General features: G+C 39.8%; 14 protein-coding genes. 11 read left to right on the top strand and 3 right to left on the bottom strand.

The features are described from left to right. Window positions 1-104 precede the first annotated feature (104 nt). The 8 genes from H6H03_RS12365 to proB all read left to right on the top strand — a co-directional run bounded on the left by H6H03_RS12365 (window position 105) and on the right by proB (window position 6,464). Complete coding sequence (locus tag H6H03_RS12365) at window positions 105-593, top strand: hypothetical protein (RefSeq protein ID WP_190955402.1); 489 nt, start codon at window positions 105-107, stop codon at window positions 591-593. 152 nt (window positions 594-745) lie between these two features. Then, window positions 746-952 (top strand): hypothetical protein, encoded by a 207-nt coding sequence (locus tag H6H03_RS12360; protein WP_096534681.1) that lies wholly within the window; start codon window positions 746-748, stop codon window positions 950-952. Between the two features lie 204 nt (window positions 953-1,156). Continuing rightward, window positions 1,157-2,413 carry a GNAT family N-acetyltransferase gene (locus H6H03_RS12355; protein ID WP_190955401.1) on the top strand — a complete coding sequence of 419 codons (1,257 nt, stop codon included), beginning with the start codon at window positions 1,157-1,159 and terminating at the stop codon, window positions 2,411-2,413. Between the two features lies 1 nt (window position 2,414). After that, entirely contained in the window at window positions 2,415-2,870 is a 456-nt protein-coding gene (gene ruvX / locus H6H03_RS12350) for a Holliday junction resolvase RuvX (protein WP_390842217.1), read from the top strand. Window positions 2,871-3,011: 141 nt separating this feature from the next. Continuing rightward, the gene (locus H6H03_RS12345) at window positions 3,012-3,584 is read left to right on the top strand and encodes a DUF3727 domain-containing protein (protein WP_190955399.1); all 573 of its coding nucleotides are present in this window, start codon (window positions 3,012-3,014) and stop codon (window positions 3,582-3,584) included. Window positions 3,585-3,746: 162 nt separating this feature from the next. Then, window positions 3,747-4,373, top strand: a complete 627-nt coding sequence (locus H6H03_RS12340; protein WP_190955398.1) for a hypothetical protein — start codon at window positions 3,747-3,749, stop codon at window positions 4,371-4,373. A gap of 54 nt (window positions 4,374-4,427) precedes the next feature. After that, window positions 4,428-4,967: a YqeG family HAD IIIA-type phosphatase gene (locus H6H03_RS12335; RefSeq protein ID WP_190955397.1), complete on the top strand. Its 540-nt coding sequence runs from the start codon at window positions 4,428-4,430 to the stop codon at window positions 4,965-4,967. A 387-nt stretch (window positions 4,968-5,354) separates the two neighbouring features. Next, on the top strand, window positions 5,355-6,464 hold the full coding sequence (proB, locus tag H6H03_RS12330; protein ID WP_190955396.1) for a glutamate 5-kinase: 1,110 nt from the start codon (window positions 5,355-5,357) through the stop codon (window positions 6,462-6,464). Window positions 6,465-6,874: 410 nt separating this feature from the next. On the opposite strand, the gene H6H03_RS12325 is transcribed toward proB, so the two are convergent. Further along, window positions 6,875-7,819: an ROK family protein gene (locus H6H03_RS12325; RefSeq protein WP_190955395.1), complete on the bottom strand. Its 945-nt coding sequence runs from the start codon at window positions 7,817-7,819 to the stop codon at window positions 6,875-6,877. Window positions 7,820-7,931: 112 nt separating this feature from the next. Between H6H03_RS12325 and H6H03_RS12320 the strand changes: the two genes are divergently transcribed. Beyond that, window positions 7,932-8,165, top strand: a complete 234-nt coding sequence (locus tag H6H03_RS12320; RefSeq protein WP_190955394.1) for a hypothetical protein — start codon at window positions 7,932-7,934, stop codon at window positions 8,163-8,165. Between the two features lie 11 nt (window positions 8,166-8,176). On the opposite strand, the gene H6H03_RS12315 is transcribed toward H6H03_RS12320, so the two are convergent. Further along, window positions 8,177-8,929 (bottom strand): Mut7-C RNAse domain-containing protein, encoded by a 753-nt coding sequence (locus H6H03_RS12315; protein WP_190955393.1) that lies wholly within the window; start codon window positions 8,927-8,929, stop codon window positions 8,177-8,179. 958 nt (window positions 8,930-9,887) lie between these two features. Between H6H03_RS12315 and H6H03_RS12310 the strand changes: the two genes are divergently transcribed. Continuing rightward, on the top strand, window positions 9,888-10,865 hold the full coding sequence (locus H6H03_RS12310; protein WP_190955392.1) for a sucrase ferredoxin: 978 nt from the start codon (window positions 9,888-9,890) through the stop codon (window positions 10,863-10,865). A 159-nt stretch (window positions 10,866-11,024) separates the two neighbouring features. On the opposite strand, the gene H6H03_RS12305 is transcribed toward H6H03_RS12310, so the two are convergent. Beyond that, a complete protein-coding gene (locus H6H03_RS12305; protein ID WP_190955391.1) occupies window positions 11,025-12,614 on the bottom strand; it encodes a helix-turn-helix domain-containing protein in 1,590 nt (529 codons plus the stop codon). Window positions 12,615-13,669: 1,055 nt separating this feature from the next. Between H6H03_RS12305 and fdxB the strand changes: the two genes are divergently transcribed. After that, on the top strand, window positions 13,670-13,963 hold the full coding sequence (gene fdxB, locus H6H03_RS12300; protein ID WP_190955390.1) for a ferredoxin III, nif-specific: 294 nt from the start codon (window positions 13,670-13,672) through the stop codon (window positions 13,961-13,963). Window positions 13,964-14,466 lie beyond the last annotated feature (503 nt).

The raw sequence follows: 14,466 nt of genomic DNA, 5'->3' as shown, positions 1-14,466 counted from the left end.
GGACTGGGGACTAGGGACTGGGGAAGAGTTTTCCTAAGCTAATGCCCAATACACCATACCCAATGACAAACGACAAATGACACATTGGTGTGAGGAATTGGGCTATGAAATATGTTCCATATTCGCTTTCTGTTTTGGGGGCTGGCTTGGTCTTGAGTTTAGCGATGAGTGGTAAACCAGCACAGGCTCAAGTAGCGTATGGCAGTTATATTGGTATCGGCCCGGCTATTGGTATTACTGATGGCGTGCAAATTGGGGGGGTGATAGCTGGGCGTTACAAGCTTTTGGAAGCACCAATTTCTCTGCGTGCCCAAGTTTTAATTGGTAATGGCACGGCAGTTGTACCAACGGTTTCTTATGATGTGCCTTTGAATTGGCAAGCTGATGCTTATTTGGGTGCAGGATTGGTGTTTGCTGGTGATTCCTCTCCTGTGGGTGATAAAATTAGTTTTGCTTTACAGCCGGGAATTGATTATATGATTCCGAATAGCAATACTGTGCTTTTTGGTAACGCCATCATCGCTTTTGATGCTTACCGTGATAGTGGTGGTACAGCTATTTCTGTGCAAGGTGGGATTGGTTTAAGATTTTGATGGGTTGGCGTTGGCGTAGCCCGTCGTAGAGATGGCTATCTCTAAAGAAGCGTTAAAGTTCATTGCAAACTAAGAAGTTAGGCCACACAACGTGATAATTTTTGATGATGTCCAGAGACAGCAAAGGATTAACACAGGAGAACACAGTGGCAATGGAATCCAATTTCTTAACGGATGCGATCGCAGATGAAATGAATCAAGATTTCAGTGAATATGTTGCTAACCTACAACTACACATGACTTTGCAAGCTCGTAATCTTGTTCCACCCTTGAAGCAAACACTCTTCGATAGCCGCCAGCAACTACTCCATCAAACCCAAGCCCACTTTGAAAAGCTAGTTTCTCGACAAGGCTTATAAATATACACATACTTTAATCAAAATTCAAATAAAATAAAGGCAGATGTTGTCGAGTTAATGCCAATGGCATTCTCACAAAGTCTGCTTTTTCTGCTTTTTTAAGTATTAAGTTACTAAAATCACCCTTTTGGCGCAATAGTCAAGAGGAGAAAGTAGTTAAGATGATTGCAGCAGTTACGGCAAAGAGCAGTTAGTTAAGGCTAAATGGCGGCTCGAATTAAAATGACTTCATTACTTCCCCGAAATCTCAGCGTTGTCATCCGACCACTCCAATACCGCGATCTGGACGGAGTTGAACGCATAACTCAAGAGTCATTCGCAGCCCTTACTCCCAAGGGAGCCAATTTTGCCATCAGCCAGATGCAGTGGTTACGTCGCTGGTATGGATTACTCAAATTTTTGAGTTGGTTCCCTAACCCGCTACAGTATCGCCTCTGTGCTTATGTAGCAGAGCAAGGGCGGATGCTTCTAGGAATGATTCAAGTGTCACCTTTTAACCGCACACGCAGTACTTGGCGGATCGATCGAGTGCTACTAGAACCTAGTGGCGATAAACAAGGAATTGGCTCGCAGCTTTTGCGTCATTGCTTTGAATCGATTTTGGAAGCTCGCACTTGGCTACTGGAAGTTAACATCAATGACATAGAAGCGCTGGCACTGTATCGACAAAATGGATTTCAGCGTCTGGCAGAAATGACATATTGGGAAATCGAGCCGGAATTACTGGTTGAATTGGCGCAAGCAGAGCCAGATTTGCCCAACCTTTTGCCAGTGAGCAATGCTGATGCTCAGTTGTTATATCAGTTAGATACGGCATCGATGCCACCTTTGGTGCGTCAAGTTTTTGACCGCAATACCCGCGACTTTAAAACCAGTTTGTTCGGTGTTTTAATGGATGCCGTCAAGCAATGGGTAACCAAAACAGAAGTAGTCAGTGGTTACGTGTTTGAACCGCAACGCAAAGCTGCCATCGGCTATTTTCAGGTGCAACTTGATCGCAAGGGTGAAGTCCCCCACGTTGCTACGCTGACGGTTCACCCGGCTTACACCTGGCTGTATCCAGAATTACTATCTCAACTAGCTCGGATTGCCCAAGATTTTCCTCAGCAAGGCTTACAATTAGCTTCCTCAGATTATCAGGCAGAGCGAGAAGAATATTTAGAGCGAATTGGAGCAAAACGTATAGAGCATACGCTAATTATGTCTCGCTCTGTGTGGCATAAGCTACGGGAGTCAAAATTCGTCTCCTTAGAAGGAATTCAGTGGACTGATATGCTACAAGGTCTACAACCGGCTCGCAAACCCATACCAGGCGGCATGTCGTGGGTACAACCACCAAAGTCACCATCGTCAGATAAACCACAGCCAAGCAAATCAGAACCGATTAATTTTTCGGTAAAAAACACTAGCATGGAAGCATCACCGATTCCCGAATCGCCAGATGCACAGCAGGAGAAGTAGTGTGATACCCCAAGAGCAAGCAAAACCGTTTATTTCAGCTTTGGGATTAGATTACGGTCGCAAGCGCATTGGTGTGGCAGGATGCGATCGCACGGGTTTAATTGCCGCGGGGATCGCTACAATCGAACGTACATCTTTTGAGCAAGATGTCGAGCAAATCCGGCAAATAATTAATCAACGCCAGGTGCAAGTCCTGGTTATCGGTTTACCTTATTCAATGGATGGCTCGCTAGGATTTCAAGCGCATCAAGTCCAAAAGTTTGCTAAAAGACTTGCCAAAGCGCTGAATTTGCCTGTGGAATACGTAGATGAACGATTGACTTCATTTCAAGCAGAACAACTGCTAATAGCTGAGAATCGCTCTCCATCACGCCATAAAGGTTTAATTGACCGCAAGGCAGCCTGTTTGATTTTGCAACAATGGCTGGATATGAAGCGTGCTAATTCCCACATTTGAGTGGGGGCTATTGAGTATTGATACCTTTTAACATGATATTCTGAAAACTATTACCCAGCATTTGAATTTACGTGTAAAGCTATTTGATAGCTGAACGATTTCCAAAGTTGCTGGTATTTATTAAAGTTATAAATTTTGACCATGTTTTCCTCTGAATTTCCTGAAGAAAATGATAACGCTCATGCCGGTTCCATCACTTTGACTGATGAAAAAGGGCGATCGCTCGAATGTTACATAGAGCATACCCTAGAGGTAGATGGGCAAGAATACGTTTTACTTCTTCCTGTAGACTCACCTGTAGAAATTTTTTCTTGGCAAGGTGAAGATGAGGAAGAAGAAGCAGTTCTTGTAGAAGATGACGCCATTATTGAGCAAATTTTTGGCACCGCTCAAGCTGTATTATCCGAGCAAAACTTGACACTGAAGAATACAGCTTATGCTCTGACAGTTGCAGGTGATTTACCACCAGTTGAAGAATCAGAACTCTTCACTTTAGAAATCGAAGACGAAGAAGCAGATTTAGAACCAGAGCAATTACAGCTATTGGCTAGCTTCTATGATGAACATCAGGAATATGCAATCTATACACCTCTAGATCCCCTATTGTTTTTTGCACGAATATCAAAAACAGGCGAACCTGAATTACTTTCTCCAGAGGAGTTTCGTCAAGTACAACCGCTCCTAGAAGAACATCTTTTTAATGAAGTAGAGTAAAATCGAACGTTAAAGCTGTCTTGAAATTAGAGTTAACTGTTGAGTGATGACTAGGAAAGAAATATTTTTCTGCCCTTGTTGTGTGATTTATCATATCACCGTCTAGCTGTAAAATAGGACATTGGCCAATCTAAAATACCAAATTGCTATGAGGTGCTGAAAATGGCTTATAGCGATTTTACATTAAGTAAATTTAAAAAGTCATTCAGCATCAGCATTGATGAAGAAACTGATTTGTGTGGCAATATAGAACCCCTACAGCCAAGCGATAAACTCACAAATACCTTAGAAGAAACCACAGAATTGGCTTTAGCAATTAATACTGAAAAAGCTCGTTCAGAAATGATTATTACACCAATTTTATTGGAGGTAAGACGTAGGGCTAATTATCCAATTAGTTTATTTTCTGGAACAGATTTTAATGTAGATGCAGAGAAAGGTCTGAATGGTTATTGTGATTTTATTATCAGTCGTTCTAAAGAACAACTAACAATTAATGCGCCTGTGGTAATTATTATTGAAGCAAAAAATGAAAATATTAAAGGTGGATTAGGTCAATGTGCAGCAGCAATGTTGGCAGCACAATTGTTTAATCAACAGGAAGGAAATGAAATTAAAAAAATTTTTGGTGCGGTAACAACAGGAGAGATTTGGAAGTTTTTGAAGTTAGAAGCAAACGAGATATTTATTGATTTGAATAATTATTACATCAAAGAGATAGATAAAATTTTAGGGATTTTATCTCAAAGTGTTCGTGGGGATATTCCAGGATGGAGTTCGACTAACTAAACTTTATTAGGTTATGCTCTTTTGTCTGGAGCTATTTACATTTGCCTGTTGACTATGACCTGGAACAATCTTTTACAGCCTGACTTAATTTTAGAAGGTTCTGTGTTAAACCTAACACCGGACATTATCCAACAGTACGGACTCAAGGGGCTGGTGTTGGATGTGGATGAAACTTTAGTACCCTTTAGAGTGGGGGCAGCTTCCCCAGAACTAGAAACCTGGGTAGAGGAAATCCGTGCTTGTACTGCATTGTGCTTAGTGAGCAATAACTTGAGTGAAGCCCGAATTGGTGGAATTGCGCGATCGCTTAATTTACCTTACTATTTGGGTGCAGCTAAGCCTTCCCGACGTAAAATTAGAGCAGCACTGCAAGCAATGAATTTACCAGTGCATCAAGTCGCGATGGTAGGCGATCGCTTGTTTACTGATGTTTTAGCAGGTAATCGCTTAGGAATGTTTACCATTTTAGTTGAACCGATTATTCATCCAGACGCCGCTCTGCGCTCTCATCCTGTCCGAAACTTTGAAGTTTGGGTATCTGAAATACTCGGAGCGTCTATTACCCCCAAGAAAAGTAAAATTCACAAAACTTAAGAAATCGTCAGGAAAATAAATCTAAAGAAATGATTAAGGAATCTTACTAGAATCCAAAAATCGGGGATCATAAGTATTAATAACATGGAGTCAGCTAAATAAGACTCTAGCGCATACTAAATAAATATAAACTCGTAAAGCGTCAGCGTTCACTTATAGAACTCCTGGCGCTTTACAAATTGGGTATGGGGCACTTGTACTGAGCGCAGCCGTTGGCGCAGCCTCTCGTAGAGAAGTATGGGGCATAGGGCATAGGGCATTGGAAATTAGGTATTACGTATTAGATATTAGATGCAGATATTTTTTTTTAGTTTTTGGATTTTGGACGAAGAAAAAATCTAAAATCTAAAATCTAAAATGTAAAATTCAATAACTCCTAACTTTTTGATGCCACTAACGATTGTTGTCAAAATCGGTACTTCCAGCCTCACCCAACCAGAAACGGGACAATTAGCACTTTCTACCATCGCCACTTTGGCGGAGACACTGTGTCATTTAAAACGCCAGGGACATCGGGTAATTTTGGTTTCTTCTGGTGCTGTTGGGGTGGGTTGTGCGCGGTTAGGCTTAACTGAACGTCCCAAAGCGATCGCTCTTAAACAAGCTGTAGCAGCAGTTGGTCAAGGGCGATTAATACGTGTTTATGATGATTTATTTAATACATTACAGCAGCCGATCGCTCAAGTATTATTAACTCGCAGCGACTTAGTACAGCGTAGCCGCTATCTCAACGTTTACAATACTTTTCAAGAATTATTGGCATTGGGAGTGATTCCCGTAGTAAATGAAAATGATACCGTAGCAGTAGAGGAGCTAAAATTTGGCGACAACGATACACTTTCAGCCTTGGTTGCAAGTTTAGTAGAAGCCGATTGGTTATTTTTACTTACCGATGTCGATCGCCTCTACTCAGCCGATCCGCGTTCCGTACCAGATGCGCGACCCATCGCTTTAGTTGGTAGCATTCAAGAACTAGTTCAATTACAAATACAAACAGGTTCCCAAGGTTCTCAATGGGGTACCGGCGGTATGGTGACAAAAATTTCAGCTGCCAGAATTGCGATCGCGGCTGGAGTGCGGACTGTAATTACCCAAGGACGATTTCCTCATAATATACAAAAAATTCTCCAAGGTGAATTGATTGGAACGCATTTTGAACCGCAACCGGAACCAACTTCTGCGCGTAAACGTTGGATAGCTTACGGACTTGTACCTGCGGGAAAATTGTATTTAGATGAAGGTGCGATCGCTGCCATTTCTTTAGCTGGAAAATCATTATTAGCAGCTGGAATTAAATCAGTAGAAGGAGAGTTTGACACACAAGATGCAGTGCAATTGTGTGACACTAATGGTCAAGAAATTGCCAGAGGGCTTGTGAATTATAACAGCAATGAATTGCAAAAAATTCGCGGATATCATTCACGAGAAATTTCCACAATTTTAGGCTACGCTGGCGCGGAAACTGTGATTCATCGGGATAATTTGGTTTTGACTTAAGATATAAATAAGTAACTGCTAACTGGGAGAGTGAACAACCAGAATTAGATTTATCCTGCCTCAATCGTTGTCTGTTGTTGTCGTCTCCCTTGGAAGCGCTTAGAGAATTTCGCCAGGGAATTCAACAATAATAGTCAGGTTAAACGATTAGTAATTTTTCAATTTAAGTAACATGGTGTAAAAAAACCAAAATATATAACGAAAAGTAAAGTTGCTTGAAAAGCTTTTTCCTCCTGCCGACGCTCGCGGACTCGCTCTAAGCGTACCCCTACGGGGAAGCAAGCTACGCGCAGCGTCTCCTAGAGAAGCCATGCCGCAGGCTTTACGCTGCGCTATCCTGCCGCCTGCCTTCTGCCTTGTCATAACGACAATTTTCAACACTGACTTACTTAAACCACATTCTTAACTTTTTAAGCCATCCCCATTTCTGCTAAAGCCACAGCCCCCCACAACGGTGCATCATCACCCAACGCCGCGGATACAACTTCAAAATCAACTTCCGGTAAAGCCGTCTCCCGCGCTACCTGTCGCACCACCCGCCAAAAATCCTCCCCCGCCTTCGTCACGCCACCCCCCAATATAAAGCGCTGCGGATTCATCAAATTCGCCACATTCCCAATACCCACACCCAGCGCCCAAGCAGCCTTGTGCAGAATTTCTTTAGCCACATCATCTCCAGCAGCCGCCGCTTCACTTAACAGCTGTCCTGTAAGTAGCTCTAAATTATTGTCTACCAAACCTCTCAAAATTTCCCCACCTTTGCGGGTTTTCAAAACTTCCCTAGCGTTTTGCGCCATATAAGGCCCCGAAGCCAAACGTTCCACACATCCCCGCTTCCCACACAAACATATCGGCCCAGCAGGATCTACAACCACGTGTCCAATTTCACCAGCCATTCCACCTACACCCCGCCAAGGCTGGCCGTTGAGTATCCAACCACCACCCACGCCGGTGCTGACAGTTATATAAAACAAGCTATCGTAACCCTGTCCCGCACCAAAGCGATGTTCCCCTAAAGCAGCAACGTTAGCATCGTTATCGACACCAACACTTACACCAAACTCGTCTTCCAATAGGTTTTTGAGGGGAATATTTTCCCAGCCAGCGACATGATGAGATAGTCGCACCGTTCCCGTGGAAGCATCTACAGGGCCGCCAAAGCTAACACCGATCGCACTTGGTTTTGTATCTTGTAGTAAAGAGTAAATCAGCGATCGCATTATTTCTAAATCAGTGTTCGCATTTGCATTCTCTGGTGACAGGCGGCGTTCATAACGTAACCACTTTCTCGAACCGATGTTTACTAATGCAGCTGCTAATTTCGTTCCGCCAAAATCGAGAGCTAAAATTGTCATGCTTTTTTGTACTCCTTTTAACATCATTAGTACATACAGTTTCTTTCTCAAGAAAGATGTTTGCACTCAAAGTAAATTCAACACTAAAGAAAGCTGTATAAATTAACAACTCATGACTTCCGAACAATCAAAACCGCTCATCGATTTCTCTGAGGCTAAAGAACCTCCTCGCTCTCTCAATCTAGAAGAAGGTAAGGAGGCGACTCCCCTTGAACCAGAAGAAATTAGCAAAGATATCGAGGAAGATCCCATTAGTGATGATTTTAATCGCCAACAGGGAACTACAAAAGATGTTGGAGCTACTGCCAATATTCCAGGTGCAAGTGGTATCTCATTGGAATTATGAAAATTACTGACTTACTCATCTGTTTTTGAGTCAAGTACTCCATCAATAAACTGCTGCAATCGTTCATAATGTGAACCTTTCCAATAAATGCGATCGCAACTTTGGCAGCGCTGGAATTCCTCAACCTGCGATCGGACATTTTCTGGTATTTGTTCAATAATCGATTGCTTATCTACAGATTCTAATAATCCATTGCAGCGCAAACACCTTTTAAATGGCGAAACTAATTTAAATAAGTCGAAGCGCTGCAATACTTCCAAGATTTGTTTTTCGGGGTTAGTATTTCTCACATAATACCCATACCTGACCAAACTACGCATTAATAATCCCTTATCACGAGTTAAGAGAATCCGTGTTTGGTTGTAAGATATCTTTGCTAATTCCTCATCCTCGTAATCATTGCGGTATAAAGTATCAAAGCCTAAAAGTCTTAGAGATGTTGCTAGTTTACCTAAATGAATATCTAAAACAAAACGAATATTACTCAGTGGTTCTGGTAACAAATAAACACTTGGTATAATATCACTCCTACTAGAAATTGGATAAACGTTGACAATATCTCCATCCGCAACGATGTAAGAAAAATCTACATATTCATCATTAACTTTTATAAAATCAACTTCTGGATGAGGAACGCCCAACGACTCGATGGTGTCCTTAATCGAGGCTGTCTCCTCAAAAGAATGGGAAATTTTTACTTGTTTTTGATGCCGTGGTAAAAAATGATTCAATTCTGCATGAAAGTAGAAGTATGCGATCGCCATAGCTACAAATCTTGGAATTAGTCATTAGTTAAAGTTGCTAGGGACAATTATGCGCCCTCAAGACAGTTGTCACAATTGAGAAAAATTATCTATTATCTAAAAAGGTTCTAGTAACACCTCCTACGATGAAATGCCTATTTACACTAATTTAACCAAGCTCTTGGAGACAAAAAACTGTAAAGAAAATATAATAATTGTCAAGTACTTGCATTTATTATTGACTTCAGTTACAGTCAAGGCATATACCTAAAATCAAATCCTCATGTGATTTTCAGGAAACTAAATCGGGTAACAGGGTAAATACTAGGTTTGTTAATGCTGATATTAGTGATGCTGCTAAATAACCAGTCACTAGTGTCAATCGTTAACATATCGCGGATGTAGTGCAGGTTACTAGAGCATTTACAGCTCAATTAACTATTTGGCATTGCTAAATCTAGGAATGTTCTTGTGGGGTAAGGGTTTTGCTCGCTTTGAAATAGAAAAAGCGGGTGATATCTTAGGTTGGGCAAGGCTAGCGAATGTATCGCTCCCAGTCGGCTGACTAATCCAAGGCTAATTACTTTTATTTTTCTACAAATATTGAGAATAATTTGCAATATGTATACCTAGATAGATACATAAAAATATTTGATTTTGCTAGAAAAAATTAAGTTTACAAAAGCCCAGTTTCAGTAAGGGAAAATTTATGAAATACCAAATAACAATAAAACTAAATACAAAATTAATGCTGCTGCTACGGAAAAATGTCTCTTGACACTGTTTATCTCTATTGTGGAGAATTGATTAATTGCCACCATATTAATCAACGATGATGTTATGAAGTGGCTACCTAGTTGTAACTGGGAAATGCGTATTGTTCTTTTTTATTTCCTTGAATCAAGGATATTGTAGCGAAGAACACAACTGTAGTGACCAACACATTTTGTCCATAAAATACATTAATGAGTATAGTTAGATGAATACCTTTTTTTGTTCTGATTATTCACGGCAAGCAGGGGAAGATATTATTGGTAGCGCCACCAATTACCAAACTTATATTTTAGTTGAGTGCCCTCCGCCTTGGACATCAGAAGCTTTTAATTCTAAATGGGTGGCTGAGAATTTGAGGATTTTAATAGAGGAAGTCAAACGTGCTAAACTACCGATTAGATTCCTCTTAATTGCTAATGATTTATCACATAAAGTCAACCAAACTACACTTTTGATTTATCAAAAGAAAGAGGGGTTGAATAATGGATATCATAAACAAGAATTTATACTACCTAATATTGATCAGGTAGCACCAGTGGTGCAAAAATGGTTATGGGGTATCGGCTCCAATTCTGAAGTTGAAGCTAGTGCAACTAGAGATATTTTAGTATGTACCCACGGTAGCCATGATAAGTGCTGTGCGAGATACGGAAATCCCTTTTATTTTCATGCTACAGCGACTATTTCAAATTTGGATTTAGACAATGTGCGGATTTGGAAATCATCGCATTTTGGTGGACATCGATTTGCGCCAACAATTATAGACTTGCCAGATGGAAGATATTACGGCAATGTCGATCTAGATTCATTCAAATCGATTTTGACTCGTACTGGCGATATTCAATGCTTGAATAAAGTTTATCGAGGTTGGGGAATTTTGCCTCCCGCACTTCAAAGTTTGGAAAAAAAACTAATCCTCAGTGAAGGATGGGATTGGTTTAACTACAAAGTTGCAGGCAAAATCTTAGAACAAAGTTTAGACAATAATACGATTCTAGGCGAGCTAAGTTTTGAAAATACTTCTGGTTCTCTCTACGTTTACCAGGCGAAACTTATCAAAGATACAACCAAGACTCAAAAACTTAAAAGTTCATGCAATGCTGCACAAGAGTCAGTGATTACTAAGTATACTGTAGCTAATGCTTGGCTGACTTCTAGTAAGGTAATGACTTATAGTGCATAAACAGAATTCAGAATTCAGAATGCAATTAGTGTGAGATTTAGACTCGCTACTATCTTACAAAGTACGAATTGTTGATTTAGAGACGTAAAATTTTACGTCTCTACAAGAGTTTTGGTTGTAACTCATTCTGAATTCTGACTCCTGAGTTCTGAATTCTTCTTAAACCATATTCAAGACTTTTCGCAATAGTGCTTGGTCTTCTAATTTGGCTTTTAAACGACCATTTTCAATATCTCGAATCCAGCTTTGGCTTTTACCTGTAAGCTTGGCTAATTCTCTTTGGGAAAGGTTCAAATTTTTTCGCGCTTCCAAAATTTGTTCGCCCAGCAAATCGCCTGTGGTTACAGACTTTCTTTTATTTTTAACAGTTCGCCGCTGCTTTTTGTGTGATTCTGAGATTTGTTGTTCCCATTCTGGGGGTAGTTCAAAAGCCAAAATCCGCGCATTCATTAGCAGATTCCACTTACCACGAGGGCCTGTATCTGTGAGGCGAGTTTCGGCACCGCCGTCATTAGTCCAAAATTCTAATGCTTCATCTGGATCCTCGGGAATATCCATTAACTTGGCCCACAAAGGTTGAATTTCTGGTGGGTAGGTAACTGGATCGAAGATTGGTTTCATTCCATAATGATTGAGAATTTCCAAATCGCTTTCAAAAGTTCGTAGTAGGCGTTTGCGTTCTTCGCGTTGTCTTGATGCAACGCCGACTTTTTCTTCACCGTAAGCAATACGCAGCAAAGTAGGAACAGTGATGCGTTGTTCTTTGCCCATTTTGGTTTTGAACAATAACCACAACATGAGTCGGACTGCTCCTTCATGTTGCTGCCAAATACTCATAACTGTGGTTAGCAGGGTTTTGGGAAGACTGCCATATTGATAGAAGGCGGTTCGCTCTTTACATGCTTGTTTGTTTAAGAAATATTGCGCCCAAATACCGGCTTTGACTTTAAAAGTTAGCCCAATCAGATACTTGCATCCGAGAGCGTCTTCTTGAAAGTGTTGCTGAATGTCCACTAAGTGCCATAAACGGGTTTGTGTGACAGAAAATCCGTTAACTCGGCCTTGTTGGGGCCAGTTGATGGAGATAATCAACGAGCAAGCTTGCTGGACAAGATTTTTCATTAAAGCTAGCTTGGCAGCTTTGTTTAAGTCTTTGCGTTTCTCCATCCCCAAATATTTTTCGATTTGGCGCTCATCGATCGCAAATTCTTGTTCCCAAGGCCGATCTAAAGCTGTGGCGTAAGCCGCAAAAATGAGATGTATGCAAGCGGCTCTAATATCCAATCCCTCAATTGCAGTTAAATCTGTTGCCTTATCGTTTACCTTAAATGGATCTTGGATGTGAAAAGCGATCGCTCCTTTACCTTGGTTGACTTGTCTCTTATAACATAAGTAACCTTCTTCGTCGGTTTCCCAATTTAAGGATGTGCGCTGCGCCAGTACATTGCAAGCTTCCCAAATAGCGATCGCTGAAGCAAATGGATTATTCTTTCCGTTAGAAAACAAGTCTAAACTGGTAGCATCTCTCGGCTCAACTTTGCATCTCCCCTTTTTCGCCTGCCAAGGAATGGGAGAATTAGTTGGGCAAGCAATTACACATTGTGGCTCTGGATAATAACCCTCACAATTGTTACAAAGACAAGGATCGATCCAATATTCATTATCTTCTATTTTGATTGCACCCGTAGGACATTGGGGGCGGCAATTATCACATCCAACGCAACTTTTGTTAGGAATTGTATAAGGCATCTGGCTCTCTTCCCACTCTAATCGTTGAGATGTCTGGCTCAGGTCTCCCCTGGATGAGTCCTGTTTATTCATCACTCGCTACCACATTATCTTTCTGGAGAGAATAATCTTTTCTCACCCTCAGCTAAGACACATATTCACTTTATCTGGTTGTCATTTACGACCAATGACTAACAATCAATGACTAATGACAAACTTAACCAGAGAATATGTAACTTGGATGCATTCTACTTTCACTAACTCCCCACATCCATATGCTTGACTTTGCATCCAACTTGAAAGCTATTTAAAGCTTTGAAACCGAGCCTAATATTACTTCTTTATTAAATATACATTTCATAAATTAAATAATTAAGTTGTTCGTAATGAGCTTAGGAAAAATTCTTAACATTTATTTAAATATGTACTGACTGAACATTTCAGCTTTAACCGTGAAAACTTACCCAAAGTATTTTGAGCCAACATTTAACTTTATGACAATTTCCTGCGATTTGATTTATTAATAATTTTAATATTTAATACCTGATTGGATTCTGCCACAAAAATTACACTTCTTTTACAATTAACTCTGTTTCATTGAGTGAACTCAGGTACAAACAATAATATTTTATTTGTCAGCATTTATCTAGATTTTTAAATAGAAACTAAATCGTAAATTGTTGCTTTCAAAAATACATATTGCACATATAGTAATGTTATTAATAAACATTATTTTTGGTATATACAGATACTTTTTGTATATATTTATGCGCTTAAAAATCAAAATATTTGAAAAATAATATCATCACGTTGAGTTCTATTGATTATAAATACTAGCTATTTATCAGTTTCCTTTAGTAGTGGCGTACAGTTGTGTACCCTTAATGGATGATAATTGTTAGCAATAAATTTCATCTATAAAATCTCAATTCACAAATGATGGAAATTCTAGTTTAAAGTCATCGAATTTTGATGACAAAAAATTAATTATTGAATATCAAAAAGAGAAAATATTAGGATAATATAATGATTAAAGTAGAAACAGTTTGTAAGGCAAAATTGCTGAGGATTTATTCATGGCACAACTAACAGGTTTGACTTTTGGTGGTAAAACATGGACACCGAAATTTGCTCAAGAAATTGACAAAGATAAATGTATCGGCTGTGGCAGATGTATTAAAGTATGCGGGTACAATGTACTAGGTTTGAAGGCACTCAACGAAGAAGGGGAATTTGTAGAAGACGAAGATGATGAAGAAATTGAACGTAAAGTAATGGCAGTTAGTAATCCAGAAAACTGTATTGGTTGTGAAGCTTGTTCGCGGATTTGTCCCAAGAATTGCTACACCCATGTTGCATTAAACAATTAAGGTTTTTGGAGTTAGTGATATTGTTGTTCGTCCAAGGAGGCACTGTTTGTAGAAACGGCAAATACACCAAGCAAGGTAACTAGAGGGTAATGTATATATTTACTTGAGCTAAGTAAATAGTTCATAGTAGACAAATGCGTAAATCGTAAGATGTTAGTTATTGACAAATTTAAACTTGCTGTTAGTATTGACCGAACGATATTAAGACTAACAGTGTCCTCTGGAACAACTAGCTTTTCTGGAAGTAGTTAAAGAGTGCTGAGTAAGAAGTAATAAGTAAGAAGTAGTATTTATCAATCTTCCCACTCAGCACTTACTACTCATACATAATTTGATGCATAGTAGATATAATTTTAATTTTTACTCAGCACTGTTTGGGTGGCTTCCTTGGCAAAACCCGGATTTCTCACAAAGATATAAAAAAAAGGGGTCAAAAACTGCGAAAATGTATATAGGATAAGCATTTCAGCAGTTATTAAGCATGACCCCAGCATTTACAGATC

Origin of the sequence: Nostoc paludosum FACHB-159, assembly GCF_014698835.1 — a bacterium.
In the GTDB taxonomy this organism is placed as follows: domain Bacteria; phylum Cyanobacteriota; class Cyanobacteriia; order Cyanobacteriales; family Nostocaceae; genus Nostoc; species Nostoc paludosum.
This window is presented reverse-complemented; position numbering and strand designations above follow the sequence as displayed.